Origin of the sequence: Mesorhizobium sp. CA7, assembly GCF_020165015.1 — a bacterium.
Lineage (GTDB): Bacteria > Pseudomonadota > Alphaproteobacteria > Rhizobiales > Rhizobiaceae > Mesorhizobium.
This window is the reverse complement of sequence record NZ_JAIUHH010000022.1, coordinates 15,029-32,703: the sequence shown is the minus strand read 5'-3', so window position 1 is coordinate 32,703 and position 17,675 is coordinate 15,029. Positions and strand designations below refer to the sequence as shown.

Here is a 17,675-nt window from a genome sequence, read left to right as displayed (position 1 = left end):
CGTGATCGATCCTACCATTACCTTGGTCGACAGGTGCGAGCCGGGCAAAAAGCGATGAGGACGGCGATGACAAGAACGGTGAAACTTTCCGCGGTCGCGGTCGCGCTTCTGGCGAGCGCCGCTATCACGGCCGAAGCCGCGCCGCTCAACGGTATGAACGAGGTTGGCGCCGCCTTGCTCGCCTGCTGGACGCCGCCGGCCAATTCCGACAATTCCTCGGTGACGCTCAGCTTCAGCTTCAAACGCGACGGCACGCTGATCGGGCCGCCGAAAACAACCGCTATCCATGTCAGCGGCGACGACAAGGCTCGTAAGGCGTATATCGACGCTGCGACCAAGGCCCTGAACGATTGTCTACCGCTCAGCCTTTCGCCCTCGCTGGCGCAAGGCATCGCCGGAAATGTCTTTACGCTGCAGTTCAACTCGCCGAAGAAGTAGGCCACGGCGAAGGCACCGAGCCTAAGGCGCGTCGCGATCTTTCTAGATTCGCTCCATGCGCTTTAGGTTTTTGGGCATGTCTTTATCCCGAAATCGGTTCCCACTTTCGGCAGACATGCTTTAGCCCGTATCGCACTTTTCCCGGAATTGCTTTCAGGTCAAACCGCGTGCGCGCCTGATCTGGGCGTGCTTTTCCAGTTCCGGCATCTCGAAGACATAATCGTTCCAGGCGGAGTCCGGGATCTGCCCGGCCAGGTAGCAATCCAGCAGAAGGTTTTGTTCGGGGGTAAGGGGTCTCAGCGCGTGCTCATGATCCAGCCCAAGCGAATGGATCAGGTTTCTGGTCAGGCCAGAGACGGTGAAGTGAATGGACATCTTCAGTCTCCCTCTGCGCAGCGCGCGTCACATCAACGCCAACAACGTCCGTCACCGGGCAAAGGTTTCATCAGCGATCCGTGATCGCGCCGCGGTCGCGGCCGGGCTGAATCTGTCGGGTTGTCTTTCTTCACGGGCAGTGGATCCAGCCGGCATCGACCGGCGGATCGAGGCAAAGCTACTCGCAGATGACGCGGTAGCGCTTGCCGGTTTCGCCGACATTCCTGCAGGTAAGAGCGGTCTGCTCGTCCGAAGACTGATCAGCCAGATTCTGGTTATATGAAGGCCTTGCCGGAGACCTGGAATAGCGCCTGACCGACGGGCCTTGCGGCGCGCCCGGCGGCGGCAAAGGAAACACGTCCGACGCGATCTGCCGCGACGCGGTCGTTCCCGGCGGCGCCTTGTCCCAGACACGTCTGACGTCCATCCGGCTCGGGACGATGACCGTGCCGTCGTCGCTGCGCGCGCAGCCGCCCGCCGCAAGCAGCGCCGGGCACAGGATGAAAGCCGCGATTCGACCAAACATTAGCAACACCTCAGGCACCTTATAATGCGTTGTTGCCATCATCGCCAACGGGCGGATTACCGCAGCCGGCGCCAGGGCCGGAAGCTGGCTCAACGGCACCGGGGGCAGGCGGTTGCAATCATTATGGTTAGCGGATCGTTAATGCTTGTCGGGCACATTCCCCCGACGGACCGGCACAGTTCGGCCTTGGGGGTAGGAATGGCGGATACGGACGGGACTGTCGAGGCGGACAACAAGGCGGACAGGCGCGGCAACGAGGCCTTTCTCGGCGACGTCCACGATATGGCCGGGACCTCGGAGGCGCTTGCCAATCTCAGGCTGATGGTCGATTCGATGCCGATCGGCGTCATCGTTCTCGATGCCGAATTGCGGGCGGAGGTGGTCAACCGGGCATTTTACGACTTCTGGCAGATCGATCCGCGGCGCGCTCCGGCCGGCAGTCGCTTTCGCGACCTCATGGAAGCCAGTCGTGATGCCGATCCGCTCGGCGCCGAGGAACAGGCCTGGCAAAGCCATGTGACCGAACGGGAGGCCGAAATCCGGGCTGGAAGCGCAGGGTCCAGGCAGTTGCCGCGCAAGGACGGCCGCACGCTGATCGCCTCGCTGGCGCCTCTTCCAGGCGGCAAGCGGCTGATCTCCTATGTCGACATCACCGACATAAAACAGCGCGAGACCGAGGCGGAGGACGCGCGCAAGAATCTCGTCACCGTGCTGGAGTCGCTGCCGGCGGGGGTCATTATCTACGATCGCGACGACCGCTTCGTCTTCGCCAACCGCAAGCTGCAGGATACGCTGCCGGCGCTGAAGCCGGCCTGGCAGCCTGGCTGCACGTTCCGCGAGGCGTTGGCGCTTGGCCACTCCGTCGGCTATTTCCGCTCGAGCGGCGACCCCGGAATCGACGGCCTGTATGGCGTCGACACCGAGCGCTGGCTTGACGCCATGCTCAAGCGGTACCGTTTGCCGAGCTCGGCCTACGAACGCCTCAACGCCGACGGGCGCTGGTACCAGGTCTATGACATGCGCACCGACGACGGCACATTCATCGGCGTGCGTGTCGATATCACCGACATCAAGGCGCGCGAGAAGGCGTTGCGCGATTCCATGCGCCAGATCGACCTTTACCGGCATGTGATGGACGAATTGCCTGTGGCAGCCTTCATCAAGGCCGACGATCTCAGCATAGAATTCGTCAACAAGGCCTGGTGCGCGCTGACCGGACTGCCCAAGGACGAGGTGCTCGGCAAGACCGATCGCGAGCTTTTCGCGACCGAAGAGGCGGACGGTTTCAGCAATGACGACAACGAAGTCGTGGCGACCGGCGCGGGACGCGAGATCGAGGAAGCCGTCACCCACCGCGACGGCACGGTGCGCCAGCTGATGACGCGCAAGAGCCGGCTGGTGGCGATCGACGGGTCGGTACATCTGGTCGGCTCCAGCACCGACATCACCGACGTCAAGGCGCGCGAGCAGGCGCTGCGGCAGAGCATGAGCGAGAACGAGGTGTTCCGCAGCCTCATCGACAATGTGCCGGTGTCGATCTATGCCAAGCGTTCGGACCTCAGGCAATTCTACGTCAACAAGGGCTGGTGCGATCTCACCGGCTTCAGCAAGGAAGAAGCCGTCGGCAGGACCGATGTCGAGATTTTCGGCGCGGACGGCGAAGCCTTCGTCGCCGGCGACCTTGCCGTGCTGCGCACCGGCGAGACGCAGGAGATCGAAGAGACGGTGACGATGCCGGACGGCAGCGTCAGGCATCAATTCGCGCGCAAGGGCGCGATGATCGCCTCGGACGGCTCGCTCTATCTCATCGGCTCCACCACCGACATCACCGAGCTCAAGCAGCGCGAGGCGGAGCTCAGCGAGGCGCGCCGGCGCGCCGTGCTCGCCGACCGGGCCAAGTCGGAATTCCTCGCCAATATGAGCCACGAGATCCGCACGCCGATGAACGGGGTTCTTGGTATGGCAGAGCTGCTGGCAAAGTCGGACCTCGATCCGAAGCAGAAGACGTTCACCGACATCATCGTCAAATCCGGCAATGCGCTGCTCACCATCATCAACGACATCCTCGACTTCTCGAAGATCGATGCCGGCCAGCTGGTGCTCGACCCTGCGCCCTTCAATCTGGCCGAGGCGATCGAGGATGTGGCGACGCTGGTCTCGACGCGCGCCAAGGAGAAGGACCTCGAGCTCATCGTTCGCATTCAGCCGGGCCTCGACGGCCAGTTCGTCGGCGATGTCGGCCGTGTCAGGCAGATCGTCACCAACCTGCTCGGCAACGCGGTGAAATTCACCGACAAGGGTCATGTCCTAGTCGACGTGACGGGTGAGCGGGTTCCGGCGGGAACGAGGCTCACCATTTCCGTGACCGATACCGGCATCGGCATTCCGGAAGACAAGCTGAAGCAGGTTTTCGAAAAATTCAGCCAGGTCGACACCTCCTCGACCAGGCGGCATGAGGGCACCGGGCTTGGCCTTGCCATCACCTCACGTCTGGTCGAGATGATGGCCGGCGAGATCGGTGTCGACAGCGCCGAAGGCAAGGGTTCGACCTTCTGGTTCACGATCACGCTGCCCAAGGCCGAGCAGGGCGGGCAGCGCATCATGCCGGTCGACGTCACCGGCGCGCGCGTGCTCATCGTCGACGACAATGCCGTCAACCGCTCGATCCTCAGCGAGCAGATGGCGTCGTGGACGTTCGATTCCTGCGCGGCCGAAAGCGGCGCCGAGGGGTTGAAGGTGCTGATTGCCGCCGCCGCCTACGGCGTGCCGGTCGACTGCGTCGTGCTTGATTATCAGATGCCGGGCATGACCGGCGCCGAGATGGCGCGCATCGTGCGCAATACGGCGGGCCTGGCGCATACGCCCATCATCATGCTGACCTCGGTCGACCAGTCGCTTGCCGGCACGGCCTATCGCGACCTCGGCATCGATGCGCAGCTGATCAAGCCGGCGCGCTCCTCCATTCTCCTGGAAACGCTGGTCTCGACCATCCAGCGCCACCGCCACAGCAGCGCGGCGGCGCAACCCGCCATTGGCACCGCCAGCCCCCCGCGAGCCGCTCCGGCGCAGACGGCGGCATCGGAGCGCGCCATGCTGCAACCGCCCCCGGCGCGGGCGCGTCCGCGCCCCGCCGATGCCGAGCGCGAGCTCGACATCCTCGTCGCCGAGGACAATGAGGTGAACCAGATGGTGTTCACCCAGATTCTTGGCGAGACCGGTTACCGCTTCGAGATCGTCGGCAACGGCCGCAAGGCGCTCGACGCCTTTGGCAGGCTCAATCCGCGCATGATCCTGATGGATGTATCGATGCCGGAAATGAACGGGCTGGAGGCGACGGGCGCGATCCGCCGGCTCGAGGAGGACATGGGCACGCATGTGCCGATCGTCGGCGTCACCGCGCATGCACTGAAGGGCGACCGCGAACGCTGCCTGGAAGCCGGCATGGACGATTACCTGCCGAAGCCGATCAGTCCGCGGGCGCTGCTCGAAAAGCTCGAGCGCTGGCTGGGTTCGGACGTCGAGACCCGGCGCAACGCCGGTTAAAACGAATTTGGCGGGCAGGACGGCGGCAAGGGGCTGACGCATGCGTATGGTGCGATCGCACCATACCAAAGCAAGCGCCAAGCTCGGACAATCATGACATTGATTCCGCTCTTCGGTTACGGGCGGGAGCAGCGACCGCCGACAAGAAACAGCGTCGACTCTACCCCAACGGACCCTGTTTTCGGCGATGGCCAGGCCATGATCCGCTCTGGCTTACAGGCAACGCACTCTCGTCCGGATTTTATTTCCCGGCGGCCGTCATCCGGCCGCCGGGATAAATTTTGTTTCAAAAGTCAGACAAGTTGCTGATTTCCGCGGCAAACTCCGTCCGGCCCTTCGAGGCCGCTGCGGAACCCTTCCGAGCATCCTCGTCCAGACGTTACCGGGCTGACACGAAACTGTCATGCGACTGTAATAATCGAGGGCTATTGCGCTGACCGGGCGCCGATACAACGGGTGCCGAAAGACCATCTTCCGAACAGGAGCAGGCCACATGAGACATTTCATCCGCTCTGCGGCCGTTGCAATTGCAATGGCTGCGGCATCAACCCTTAGCATGGCCGCCGCGATGGCAGCCGACATTTCCGGCGCTGGCGCCACCTTCCCCTATCCGATCTACGCGAAGTGGGCCGACGCCTACAAGAAGGAGACCGGCATCGGTCTCAACTACCAGTCGATCGGCTCCGGCGGCGGCATCAAGCAGATCAAGGCCAAGACCGTCACCTTCGGCGCTTCCGACGCGCCGCTGAAGGGCGAGGATCTCACCTCCACCGGCCTCGCGCAGTTCCCGATGGTGATGGGCGGCATCGTGCCGGTCGTCAACCTCGAAGGCATCAAGCCGGGCGAGCTGGTGCTCGACGGTCCGACGCTCGCCGACATCTTCGCCGGCAAGATCACCAACTGGAACGACGCGGCGATCAAGAAGCTCAACCCCAACATCAAGCTGCCCGACCAGGCTATTGCCGTCGTCCACCGTTCGGACGGCTCGGGCACCACCTTCAACTTCAGCTACTACCTGGCCGACGTCAGCGCCGACTGGAAATCGAAGGTCGGCGTCAACACCGCGCTTGAATGGCCGGTGGGCATCGGCGCCAAGGGCAATGAAGGCGTCGCCAACAACGTGTCGCAGACTGGCGGCGCGATCGGCTATGTCGAATACGCCTATGCCAAGCAGAACAAGCTCACCTATACCGACATGGTGAACAAGGACGGCAAGAAGGTCGAGCCGACCGCGAAGGCGTTCTCGGCCGCCGCGGCCAATGCCGACTGGAGCTCGCAGCCGGGCTACGGCGTTATCCTGGCCAACCAGGCGGGCGCCGAATCCTGGCCGATGACTTCCGCCACCTGGATCCTCGTCTACCAGAAGCCCGATGATGCGGCAGCCACGGCCGAAGCGCTCAAGTTCTTCGCCTGGTCCTATGCCAAGGGCGACAAGATGGCTGCTGAGCTTGACTACGTTCCGATGCCCGACAAGGTCGTGAAGAGCGTCGAGGAGATGTGGGGCAAGGACATCGTCGACAAGGATGGCAAGCCGGTCTACTCCGGCATGTAATTCCCGCCGAATGAGGAGGGCGCCTCTAGCGCCCTCCTGTCTCTTTCGAAATGCGAGGGGCTAAATGACAGCCGTTTCCGAAGCCGCGACATCGTCCGCCCTGCGGACCAGAGAAGCGACGGTGCGCCGCTTCGCCGTCACCGACATGGTTTTCCGGACGGCGACGCGCCTTTCCGCCATACTCGTGCTCGTTCTGCTCGGGGGGGTCGCGATCTCGCTGGTCGCCGGATCGTGGGAGGCCCTGTCGAAGTTCGGCTTCTCCTTCCTGACCACCGAATCCTGGAACCCGGTCACCGAGAATTTCGGCGCGCTCGCGCCCATCTACGGCACCATCGTCACTTCGGCCATCGCCATTCTCATCGCCGTGCCGATCGGCATCGGTATCGCCATCTTCCTGACCGAGCTTTGTCCGCGCCCGCTCAGGCGTCCGATTGGCATCGCCGTCGAGCTGCTCGCCGGCATTCCCTCGATCATCTACGGCATCTGGGGCCTGTTCGTCTTCGCGCCGTTCCTGCAGACGACTGTGCAGCCCTTCATCATCAGTCTTTTCCACGGCATACCGGGGCTCTCCAGCCTGTTTGCCGGTCCGCCCTACGGCATCGGCTTGCTGACCTCGTCGCTGATCCTCGCCATCATGGTGCTGCCTTTCATCACCTCGATCACCAAGGACGTGTTCGACACGGTGCCGGCGGTGCTGAAGGAATCGGCCTACGGCATCGGCTGCACGACCTGGGAAGTGACCCGGCGCGTGACCATCCCCTATACCCGCATCGGCATCATGGGCGGCGTCATGCTCGGCCTCGGCCGCGCGCTCGGCGAGACGATGGCCGTCACCTTCGTCATCGGCAACGCGCACCGCATCAGCGCCTCGCTGTTTGCGCCGGGCACGACGATCTCGGCGACCATCGCCAACGAATTCACCGAAGCCGACGGCAACCTCTATACATCCTCGCTGGTATCGCTCGGCCTGATCCTGTTCATCATCACCTTCATCATCCTCGCGCTCGCACGCTACATGCTGTTGCGCATCGATAGCCGCACGGGAGCCTGACCGATGTCGACTGCCGCATCGCTTCACCAAAGCCGCAAGCGCAAGAATGCCGTGATGATGACGCTGTGCGTCGTCGCGGCGGGCATCGGGCTGGCCTGGCTGGCGCTGATTCTCGGCGCCCTGCTCTACAAGGGGCTTTCCGGGGTGTCGCTCTCCGTGTTCACGGAAATGACGCCGCCGCCCGGCGATGCCGGCGGCCTGCTCAATGCCATCTACGGCAGCATCGTCATGACGATCATCGGTATCGTCGTCGGCACGCCGATCGGCGTGCTGGCCGGCACCTACATGGCCGAATACGGACGCTTCTCGAAGCTTACGACGGTGGTGCGCTTCATCAACGACATCCTCTTGTCGGCGCCTTCCATCATCATCGGCCTGTTCGTCTACGAGCTGATGGTGCGGCCGATGGGGCACTTCTCGGCGATTGCCGGCGCGGTCGCGCTGTCGATCCTGGTGATCCCCGTCGTGGTGCGCACCACCGAGGACATGCTGAACCTTGTGCCCAACGCGCTGCGCGAAGCAGGCACCGCCATCGGAGCACCGCGCTGGGTAGTGATCCGCTCGGTTGCCTATCGCGCGGCGCTCTCCGGCATCGTCACCGGCATCCTTTTGGCGATCGCCCGCATCTCCGGCGAGACGGCGCCGCTTCTCTTCACCGCGCTCAACAACCAGTTCTGGTCGAGCAATCTCAATGCGCCGATGGCCAGCCTGCCGGTAACCATCTTCCAGTTCGCTCTCAGCCCCTACGAGGAATGGCAGCAACTGGCCTGGACGGGCGCACTCATAATCACCCTGACGGTTCTCGGGCTGAGCATCATCGCCCGCAGCCTAACCGGACGCAGAGAGGACAGATGAAACCGATGTTGTCCACCGACCTGAACGCAGCCGACACGACCGTCGAGAAGGCCAAGATCGAGGTCAAGAACCTCAATTTCTACTATGGCCAGTCGAAGGCGCTGAAGGACATCAACCTGTCCCTGCCCGAGCGCAGCGTGACCGCCTTCATCGGCCCGTCGGGCTGCGGGAAGTCGACGCTGCTGCGCGTGCTCAACCGCATCTACGAGCTCTATCCGAAGCAGAGCGCCGAGGGCCAGGTGCTGCTCGACGGCAAGAACATCCTCGACCGTTCGCAGGACCTCAACCTGCTGCGCACCAAGATCGGCATGGTGTTTCAGAAGCCGACGCCGTTCCCGATGTCGATCTACGAGAACATCGCTTTCGGCGTCAGGCTCTATGAGAAGATCAGCAAGGCCGAGATGGACAGCCGCGTCGAGCAGGCGCTGAAGCGCGCAGCACTCTGGAACGAGGTCAAGGACAAGCTCAACGCCAGCGGCCTCAGCCTCTCGGGCGGCCAGCAGCAGCGCCTGTGCATCGCCCGTACCGTTGCGGTGAAGCCCGAGGTCATCCTGCTCGACGAGCCGGCCTCGGCGCTCGATCCGCTGTCGACCGCCAAGATCGAGGAACTGATCGACGAGCTGCAGGCCGACTACACGATCGTCATCGTCACCCACAACATGCAGCAGGCGGCGCGCGTGTCGCGGCAGACGGCGTTCATGTATCTGGGCGAGCTGGTGGAGTTCGACCGGACCGAGAAGATCTTCACCTCGCCCCGCGAAAAGCGCACGCAGGACTACATCACCGGCCGCTTCGGCTGAGCTCATACGAGGACATCATCATGGCCGAACATACCGTCGCTTCCTTCGACGAGGATCTGAGGCAGATCAGCCGGCTCATCAACGACATGGGCGATCTCGCCAGCTCGATGGTCGGCGCTTCGACCAAGGCCCTGCTCGAGACCGACAATGCCATGGCGCAGCGCGTCGTTTCCGACGATGCCATCATGGACGCGCGCCAGCGCGAGCTCGACGACCGTGCCATCACGCTGATCGCCAAGCGCCAGCCGATGGCCGACGACCTGCGCAATGTGGTCGGCTCGATCCGCATGGCGGGCGACCTCGAACGCATCGGCGACCTCGCCAAGAACATCGCCAAGCGCGTCGGCTCGGTCGGCGTCAGCGCCGCGCCGCGCGACCTCACGCATTCGATCGATTCCATGGCGCAGCTGGTGCTGATCCAGGTCCAGGCCGTGATCCAGGAATATACGGTGGGCGACGCCACGGCGCTGGCCAAGCTTCGCAACGACGACGAGCGCATCGACGTCAAATACACATCCGTCTTCCGGGAGCTCCTGACCTACATGATGGAAGACCCGCGCAACATCACCGCCTGCACGCATCTTCTGTTCTGCGCCAAGAATCTCGAGCGCATCGGCGACCATGTGACCAACATCGCCGAGAATGCCTATTATGTGCTGACCGGCACGCAATTGCCCGCGAATCGTCCCAAGCAGGACGAGACGACAATGTCGGCGCCGGCGGCCTGACGAAGGGTACCTGCCAATGATCGCGCCACGCATCATGGTGGTGGAGGACGAGGAGCCGCTTGGGGTGCTGCTCCGCTACAATCTCGAATCCGAGGGTTACCAGGTCGAAGTGGTGACCCGCGGCGACGAGGCCGAAATCCGCCTTCAGGAAAACGTTCCCGACCTGCTCGTGCTCGACTGGATGGTGCCGGCGGTTTCCGGCATCGAGCTCTGCCGGCGTCTCAGGATGAGGCCTGAGACCGAACGGTTGCCGATCATCATGCTGACGGCGCGGGGCGAGGAAAGCGACCGCGTGCGCGGCCTTTCGACCGGCGCCGACGACTATCTGGTCAAGCCGTTCTCGACACCGGAGTTCATGGCGCGCGTCAAGGCGCTGCTGCGCCGCGCCAAGCCGGAGGTGCTGTCCAGCGTGCTCAAGGTCGGCGACATCGTGCTCGACCGCGAGTCGCACCGCGTCTACCGCAAGAAGAGCGAGATCAGGCTCGGCCCGACCGAGTTCCGGCTGCTCGAATTCATGATGCGCCACCCCGGCCGCGTGTTCTCGCGCAGCCAGCTGCTCGACAATGTCTGGGGCGAGACGATCTATATCGACGAACGCACCGTCGACGTCCATGTCGGGCGGCTGCGCAAGGCCGTCAACAACGGCCGCATGCCGGACGTCATACGTACCATCCGAGGCGCAGGTTACGCGATCAGGGAAGATTAGGGCTAAGGCGCCGAGGCGCTGATGGATTCTGTCTCCAGCATCGGATCGCGTGCATTGGCGATTAGTCGAGACGCTTGTGCTTCGTCATCCACGGGCGGAGCAAGGAGCGCAGCGACGCAGCGCAGACCCGAGGATCCATTCCGTGATGTCGATGCGTTGCGACAGTCCAGAATTCTGTGCCGCTGCGCTCGACGCGTGAGGTAGCGGCATGGATTCCAGGGTCTCCGCGACGGAGCTTCGCTCCTGCTCCGCCCTGGAATGACGAAGCTGCGGGGCCTTCCCTTCGCTAATTTCAAGCGTCTGCTGCTGTCCCCGGACCTCTTCAAGGCTGCCTCAGGCCACGTTCTTTCCCGTCCCCGCTCTTGCCTGGCCTCCGGGTGCGAAAATCTCCTGGTCGACGAAGGTCAGCGCGCGCATGGCGCAGCCTTCGCGGATCAGCGGCAGTTCGTTCGGCTCGGTGTCGAAGGAGATCGATTCGGAGTGCTGGCCCCCGGCCGTCTGGGCGATCGCCTCGCGCAGCGCCGGCTCGATCAGGTCGAAGGCGGCCGCGCTGACGCCGACCATGGCGACGGGCGCCGGGTCGATGAGGGCGAACAGGCTGCCGAGACCGAAACCAAGCGCTTCGCCGGCCCGGCGGTAAGCCTCCCGTTCGGGGCCGTCCCTCTCGCGCGCCTTCGCGGCAAGGGCCCGCATGTCGGCGTCGCCGACGTCGACCGGCTCGGCGTCCTCGCTCATTTTCATGGCGCTGCGCCAGATCGCATAGTTGCCAGCATAGGCCTCGACGCAGCCGCGGCGGCCGCAGCGGCAAAGCGCCCCGCCCGGGCGGTGAATCATGTGGCCGAACTCGCCGCCGGATGAATGCGTGCCGGTGAACAGCGCACCCTTGAGCACGAGACCCATGCCGATGCCGTGCGACAACAGGATGGCGATGAAGTCGTCGCGATAGCGCTCCGGGTCGCGCCATTGCAGCGCCACCGCCATCATGTTGCAGTCGTTCTCCATGGTGGCGGAGATGCCGAACTCCTTCTCTAGGATGTCGGCGAAAGGAATGTCGGTCAGCGGCGTTATCGGCGACCACAGCATGGAGCGCGCATGCGAATCGGTGATGCCCTGAATGCCCATGGCGATGCGGGCGACGCTGCCAATGTCGAGGTCGGGATCCTGCAGCCGGCGCCGCACGATCGCCACGCATTCGCCGATCAGCTCGTCGCGGGGCATAACAAGCGTGTCCAGGCGCTGCTGCTCCTCGGCAACAACTTGGCCGGCATAGTCGATCACGGCGACCGACAGGAAGTTCAGCGACAACACCACGGTCAGCACCGCGGCGGCTTCAGGGTTCAGCGCCAGGCCGATCTGCGGCCGGCCGCGTTTCAACGCCGTCGGCTCGCTGGCCTTGCTTTCGGTGAGAATGCCCTCCTGGATCAGGTCGGCGGAGATCGCCGAAATGGTCGAGTGGCTGAGCCCGGTGGTGGCGGCAATTTCGGTCCGTGATGGCTGACCGGCGCGGCGTACCGCCGAAATCACCATGGCGCGGTTGCGCCGGCGCAAATCGTCGTGGCGGATTCCGACCGACATCGTTTCGCACGTCCTCCCCAGTCATCGCGGCCTTGTGATAATGCCATGGCCTGTCGCTGACACGCTAGGGATTGTGGCAGAAGCCAGGGGCGATGTCATTATTTATTGCGGATGCCGAAAAAAATGCCTGAGCCCATCAAAACCCATCAGAATCTCGGTTGACAGCGCTGTTGTGCTGGACCACTATTTTTTTGAGGCTCGAAAAAAAGCCTCTGTGCCGGCCTTCGGGCCAGTCTGGGTCGCGCCGCACGGCGCAGGGAGGATATCATGAAGAAATTTGCAGCCGCCATTCTGGCGGGCGTTGCCATGTCGCTGACGCTGGCGTCCGTCGCCGAGGCGAAGGACAAGGTGATCGGCGTGTCGTGGTCGAATTTCCAGGAAGAGCGCTGGAAGACCGACGAAGCAGCGATGAAGGCCGCCATCGAGGCCGCCGGAGACAAATATATTTCGGCCGACGCGCAGTCCAATCCGGGCAAGCAGCTGACCGACGTCGAAAGCCTGATCTCGCAGGGCGCCAACGCGCTGATCATCCTGGCGCAGGATGCCTCGGCAATCGGCCCGGCAGTGCAGAAGGCGCTCGATGAAGGAATCCCGGTCGTCGGCTATGACCGCCTGATCGAGAACAAGGACGTGTTCTACCTGACCTTCGACAACAAGGAAGTCGGACGCATGCAGGCCCGCGAGGTGTTCAAGGCCAAGCCGGAAGGCAACTATGTCTTCATCAAGGGCTCGGGCTCCGATCCGAACGCCGACTTCCTGTTCGCGGGCTCCATGGAAGTCCTGAAGGACGCAATCGACAGCGGCAAGATCAAGAATGTCGGCGAGGCCTACACGGACGGCTGGCTGCCGGCCAACGCGCAGAAGAACATGGAGCAGTTCCTGACCGCCAACGACAACAAGGTCGACGCGGTCGTGGCTGCCAATGATGGCACCGCCGGCGGCGTTGTCGCGGCGCTGACGGCGCAGGGGCTGGCCGGCACCGTGCCGGTCTCGGGCCAGGACGGCGACCACGCGGCGCTCAACCGCATCGCGCTCGGCACGCAGACCGTGTCGGTGTGGAAAGACGCGCGCGAGCTCGGCAAGAACGCCGCCGAGATCGCCTCGCAGCTCGCCGACGGCAAGAAGATGGGCGACATCGCCGGCGCCAAGGACTTCACGACGCCCGGCGGCAACACCGTCAAGTCGCTGTTCCTGACGCCGGTCGCGATCACCAAGGACAATCTCAACGTCGTCATCGACGCCGGTTGGATCAAGAAGGACGAGGTCTGCGCGGGCGTGCCCGCCGGCAGCGTCCAGGTCTGCAACTGAGCCTTGCCGACGTTCGATCAAAAATACCTGCGCCGCGGCCAGGAGCGGTTCAATGAACCGCTCCTGGTTTTTGTTGCCGCAATCCCGGACGGAAAACCGCTACGCACTTTTCCTGGGATTGCCTTAAAGCCGCGGCGTTTTCTCAAAAGATTTTGCCGTTCTGCCTCAGGCGGATAGCTTCTAGGCTGAGTTCCGGCATCCGCGCCAGACGGCAAGCCGGTGGGAGGAAATCATGACCGACACGACGTCTACCCAACCGGCGGACACCGCGCGAGCGTCGGAACTCGGCACTGTTGCCCGGTTCCTGAAGGCGACCGAGCTCGACACCCGCATGCTGGGCATGATCGGTGCGCTGCTCCTCATCTGGATCGGGCTGCATGTGATTTCCAGCCTGCGGCTTGGCGTCAATCCGCTCGACTTCGACAGCCGCACGTTCCTGACGCCGCGCAATCTCTGGAACCTGTCGGTTCAGTCTTCGGCCGTGGCGATCATGGCCTCCGGCATGGTGCTGGTCATCGTCATGCGCAACATCGACCTGTCGGTCGGGTCGGCCGAAGGGCTGATCGGCATGGTCATGGGCTTTGCCCAGGCGCATTTCCTGGTTCGCTTCGTCGGGCTTGAACTGGGAAACCCCTGGATCTGGGTTCTGGCGTTGCTGATCGGCCTGGCGCTCGGCCTTATCATCGGCGCCTTCCAGGGCTTCGTTATCGCCTATCTCGAAGTGCCGGCCTTCATCGTCACGCTGGGCGGATTGCTGGTATGGCGGGGCGCTGCCTGGTGGGTCACCAGCGGCCAGACCGTTGCGCCGCTCGACGCCACGTTCCAGTTGATGGGCGGCGGCCCGGCGGGCTCGATCGGCGCCAGATGGAGCTGGGCCGTCGGTATCGTCGCCTGCCTGGCGGTTATCTTCATGCATTTCAACGGCCGCGTGCAGCGCAAGCGCTTCCGCTTCCCCCTGCGTCCGGTCTGGGCCGAGACGCTGCTTGCCACGGTCACCTGCGCGGTCATCCTGGGCGCGGTGTGGCTCGCCAACTCCTATCCGTGGCCGGTCGGCATCGTGAACCGCTACGCCGCTGCCAACAACATCATCGTGCCCGAAGGCGGGCTGTTCATCGCGCACGGTATCGCCATTCCGGTCCTGATGGCGGTCGCCGTCGGCCTGATCATGACCTTCGTCACCAAGCGCACTAGATTCGGCCGCTACGTCTTTGCCATCGGCGGCAATCCGGAAGCCGCCAATCTTGCCGGCATCAACACGCGCTGGATCACCATGAAGGTGTTCATGATCATGGGCGTGCTGGCGACGATCGCGGCGGCGATCTCGTCGGCCAGGCAGAACTCCTCGACAAACGCGCTGGGGACGCTGGATGAACTGCTGGTCATCGCCGCGGCGGTCATCGGCGGCACGTCGCTCGCAGGCGGTTCCGGAACCGTGCTCGGCGCCATGCTGGGCGCATTGCTGATGCAGTCGCTGCAGTCCGGCATGGTGTTGCTCGGCGTCGATTCACCGCTGCAGAGCATCGTCGTGGGCGCCGTGCTGGTCGTCGCGGTGTGGCTCGACACCCTCTATCGCAAGCGCGTCTGAGCAAGGACTATAGGGAGGAAAGGGATCATGGCTGACAAGACCGCTCCCGCCGGCGTTCCGCTGGTCGACATGCGCAACGTTTCGATCGCCTTCGGCGGCATCCGCGCCGTCGACGACGCATCTGTCGATCTTTTCCCCGGCGAAGTGATGGCGCTGCTCGGTCACAATGGCGCCGGCAAATCGACGCTGATCAAGATCCTGTCCGGCGCCTACAAGCGCGACAGCGGACAGATATTCATCAATGGCGAGGAGGCTTCGATCTCCAATCCGCGCGACGCCAAGAAATACGGCGTCGAGACGATCTATCAGACGCTGGCGCTGGCCGACAATGTCGATGCCGCGGCCAACCTCTTCCTCGGCCGCGAGCTGATGACCGGTTGGGGCACGCTCGACGACGTCGCCATGGAAGCCGAGGCGCGCAAGGTGATGGGCCGGCTCAATCCGCGTTTCCAGCGCTTTAAGGAGCCGGTTATCAAGCTGTCGGGCGGACAGCGGCAGTCGGTGGCGATCGCGCGCGCGATCCTGTTCAACGCCCGTATCCTGATCATGGACGAGCCGACTGCGGCGCTCGGCCCGCAAGAGACGGCGCAGGTCGGCGAACTGGTCAAGCAGCTCAAGGCCGACGGCATCGGCATCTTCCTGATCAGCCACGACATTCACGACGTGTTCGAGCTCGCCGACCGGGTCTGCGTGATGAAGAACGGCCAGGTGGTCGGCACGGCGCGCACGACCAATGTCACCCAGGACGAGGTGCTCGGCATGATCATTTTGGGCAAATGCCCGCCAGGCGCCATTCCGGGCCCGGGGGCGCTGAAGATCGCAGCATGAAGTCGAACTGATAGCCGGCTAATTAACGGCTGCGTGATATACCAGCCGCGGTGATGGTTTGACCGCGCCATTGTGTTGGCGCCGAGACTTGCCCATAAAGATCGTCGACCGTCCACGGGCCGCATCCTTGATTTGAAGAAGCTCTTTCCGATCCTTGCCTTTGTCGCCGTCGCGCTGATCAGCCTGACCATGGCAGGGTTCGCCTATTTCGCGACGCAGGAGGCGGCGCGGATCAAGTTCGAGGGCACGGCCGACGACGCGCTCAACCGCATCGAGAGCCGCGTCGACCTGCATCTGTCGCTGCTGCGTTCGACGCAGGCGCTGTTCGATGCCCGCAACGGCGACATCTCGCGCGGCGAATTCAAGGCCTTCTTCACCGCCCTCGACATCGACGACAATTTCGCCGGGCTGCGCGGCATCGGCTTCCTGAGGCTCGCCAAGACCGGCGACGAGGCGGCGGTGGAACGCGATATCCTGCACGATCATGGGTCGGCGCATCCGATCTATCCCGCCACGACGCAGCAATGGCGCACGCCCATCGTGCTGTTCGAGCCGCTCGCTGCCTCCAACCAGTCGATCATCGGCTTCGATATGTTCACCGAGCCGGTACGGCGCGCGGCGATCGAAACGGCGATGGCAGACGACCGGCAGCATGCGAGCGGTTTGGTCCAGCTTGGCCAGGGCGCCGGCGTGGCGCAGACCTTCACGGGCTTCCTGGTTTTCGTGCGACTGAACGTCGAAACCGCGCCCGAGGTGATCAATGCAAGCCGCTCCTCCACGTCCGGCTTTCTCTACGCTGCCTTCCGCGCGCAGGACTTGTTCCAGGTCGCGCTCAGCCGTTCTCCGCTGCTGCCGGTCAATGTCGAGGTCTATGACGGCAAGCCCGAGGACGGCAATCTTCTGTTCCGTTCGGAGGCGCCGCCAGCAGAACGCATCGGGGCGACGCTTCTGGCGCGTCGCGATATCGTTGTCGCGGGCCGGCCCTGGACCGTGCTGTTCAGGCCGACAAGCGCCTTCGAACCGCCGTCCTCGCGCGCCATTCCGGTGATGCTCGGGCTATTCGGCCTTTTGCTTGCCGGCGCCATTGCGCTGGTGGCGCGCTACCAGGAGCGCGCCTATGAGGCGAAATCGGCGCTACACGAGGCGACCGAAAAGAGCCTGCTGGAAAAGGATCTGATCCTGCAGGAGATGAAGCACCGCATCAAGAATTCGATCACCCGCGTGCTGGCGATCGCGCGACAGACGGCTTCGCAAGCCACCGACGTGAAGGAGTTTTCGGCTTCGTTCTCGGCGCGCCTGCAGGCCATGGCTGCATCGCAGGACATGCTGACCCGCTCGCGCTGGCAGAAGGCCGATCTTGGCGACCTGCTGCGCATCGAGCTCGGGCAGGTGTTCGGCAAGGACCTTCCCGACGGCGTGTTGTCAGGGCCGGAAGTGCTGCTGGACGAGACGACGACGCAGGCGCTAGGGTTGACCTTCCACGAACTTGCCACCAACGCGCTGAAATATGGCGAGGCCGGCAGTTCGGTGGGCGCCCTCAAGGTCGACTGGAGCGTCAACGGCCGCGGTCGCGAGCGGACGCTGGTTCTGAACTGGCGCGAGGCGGGTCAGAAGGAACTGGAAGTGCCAGTCAAGACCGGCTTCGGCACCAAATTGATAGATCTCAACGTCACGCGCGAATTGCGAGGCACCATCGCGCGCGACTACCACGCCGACGGCTTGAAGGTGGAAATCAGGATCCCGCTGGGCGCGTAAGGCAAAACAGCGACTTGAATTTGAATTTAGAGCAAACCGGAGGCCGGCTG

15 protein-coding genes are annotated in these 17,675 nt (G+C 63.7%); 12 read left to right on the top strand and 3 right to left on the bottom strand.

The window, feature by feature from the left end; translation table 11 throughout:
• The first annotated feature begins 66 nt into the window (after positions 1–66).
• Positions 67–438, top strand: coding sequence for a hypothetical protein (locus LB552_RS26535; RefSeq protein ID WP_224611110.1), 372 nt, complete (start codon positions 67–69; stop codon positions 436–438).
• Positions 439–591: 153 nt separating this feature from the next.
• Here the strand turns inward: LB552_RS26535 and LB552_RS26530 are convergent, their stop codons facing one another.
• Together LB552_RS26530 and LB552_RS26525 are read right to left on the bottom strand one after the other, a co-directional pair.
• On the bottom strand, positions 592–813 hold the full coding sequence (locus LB552_RS26530; RefSeq protein ID WP_224611109.1) for a hypothetical protein: 222 nt from the start codon (positions 811–813) through the stop codon (positions 592–594).
• A 178-nt stretch (positions 814–991) separates the two neighbouring features.
• A complete protein-coding gene (locus tag LB552_RS26525; protein ID WP_224611108.1) occupies positions 992–1,339 on the bottom strand; it encodes a hypothetical protein in 348 nt (115 codons plus the stop codon).
• A gap of 198 nt (positions 1,340–1,537) precedes the next feature.
• Between LB552_RS26525 and LB552_RS26520 the strand changes: the two genes are divergently transcribed.
• The 7 genes from LB552_RS26520 (at position 1,538) to phoB (ending at position 10,574) form a co-directional block, all read left to right on the top strand.
• Positions 1,538–4,882 carry a response regulator gene (locus LB552_RS26520; RefSeq protein ID WP_224611107.1) on the top strand — a complete coding sequence of 1,115 codons (3,345 nt, stop codon included), beginning with the start codon at positions 1,538–1,540 and terminating at the stop codon, positions 4,880–4,882.
• Between the two features lie 493 nt (positions 4,883–5,375).
• Positions 5,376–6,434 carry a phosphate ABC transporter substrate-binding protein PstS gene (pstS, locus tag LB552_RS26515; protein ID WP_224611106.1) on the top strand — a complete coding sequence of 353 codons (1,059 nt, stop codon included), beginning with the start codon at positions 5,376–5,378 and terminating at the stop codon, positions 6,432–6,434.
• A 64-nt stretch (positions 6,435–6,498) separates the two neighbouring features.
• Positions 6,499–7,485 carry a phosphate ABC transporter permease subunit PstC gene (gene pstC / locus LB552_RS26510; protein ID WP_095767367.1) on the top strand — a complete coding sequence of 329 codons (987 nt, stop codon included), beginning with the start codon at positions 6,499–6,501 and terminating at the stop codon, positions 7,483–7,485.
• A 3-nt stretch (positions 7,486–7,488) separates the two neighbouring features.
• Entirely contained in the window at positions 7,489–8,340 is an 852-nt protein-coding gene (gene pstA, locus LB552_RS26505) for a phosphate ABC transporter permease PstA (RefSeq protein WP_095767368.1), read from the top strand.
• Positions 8,337–9,140: a phosphate ABC transporter ATP-binding protein PstB gene (pstB, locus tag LB552_RS26500; RefSeq protein WP_095767369.1), complete on the top strand. Its 804-nt coding sequence runs from the start codon at positions 8,337–8,339 to the stop codon at positions 9,138–9,140. The genes pstA and pstB overlap by 4 nt, the downstream gene beginning before the upstream one ends.
• Positions 9,141–9,160: 20 nt before the next feature.
• The gene (gene phoU, locus LB552_RS26495; RefSeq protein WP_224602296.1) at positions 9,161–9,868 is read left to right on the top strand and encodes a phosphate signaling complex protein PhoU; all 708 of its coding nucleotides are present in this window, start codon (positions 9,161–9,163) and stop codon (positions 9,866–9,868) included.
• Between the two features lie 16 nt (positions 9,869–9,884).
• Positions 9,885–10,574 (top strand): phosphate regulon transcriptional regulator PhoB, encoded by a 690-nt coding sequence (gene phoB / locus LB552_RS26490; protein ID WP_010911896.1) that lies wholly within the window; start codon positions 9,885–9,887, stop codon positions 10,572–10,574.
• Positions 10,575–10,907: 333 nt separating this feature from the next.
• Here phoB and LB552_RS26485 read toward each other — a convergent pair whose 3' ends face one another.
• Positions 10,908–12,149: an ROK family protein gene (locus tag LB552_RS26485; RefSeq protein ID WP_140847045.1), complete on the bottom strand. Its 1,242-nt coding sequence runs from the start codon at positions 12,147–12,149 to the stop codon at positions 10,908–10,910.
• A 267-nt stretch (positions 12,150–12,416) separates the two neighbouring features.
• Here LB552_RS26485 and xylF point away from each other — a divergent pair, with 267 nt between their 5' ends.
• From xylF to LB552_RS26465, 4 genes are all read left to right on the top strand, one after another.
• The gene (gene xylF / locus LB552_RS26480) at positions 12,417–13,457 is read left to right on the top strand and encodes a D-xylose ABC transporter substrate-binding protein (protein ID WP_095767551.1); all 1,041 of its coding nucleotides are present in this window, start codon (positions 12,417–12,419) and stop codon (positions 13,455–13,457) included.
• 232 nt (positions 13,458–13,689) lie between these two features.
• Positions 13,690–15,042: a sugar ABC transporter permease gene (locus tag LB552_RS26475; RefSeq protein WP_224611105.1), complete on the top strand. Its 1,353-nt coding sequence runs from the start codon at positions 13,690–13,692 to the stop codon at positions 15,040–15,042.
• A 27-nt stretch (positions 15,043–15,069) separates the two neighbouring features.
• Positions 15,070–15,870, top strand: a complete 801-nt coding sequence (locus LB552_RS26470) for an ATP-binding cassette domain-containing protein (protein ID WP_224611104.1) — start codon at positions 15,070–15,072, stop codon at positions 15,868–15,870.
• Between the two features lie 132 nt (positions 15,871–16,002).
• Positions 16,003–17,625 (top strand): CHASE domain-containing protein, encoded by a 1,623-nt coding sequence (locus LB552_RS26465; RefSeq protein WP_224611102.1) that lies wholly within the window; start codon positions 16,003–16,005, stop codon positions 17,623–17,625.
• Positions 17,626–17,675: the final 50 nt, after the last annotated feature.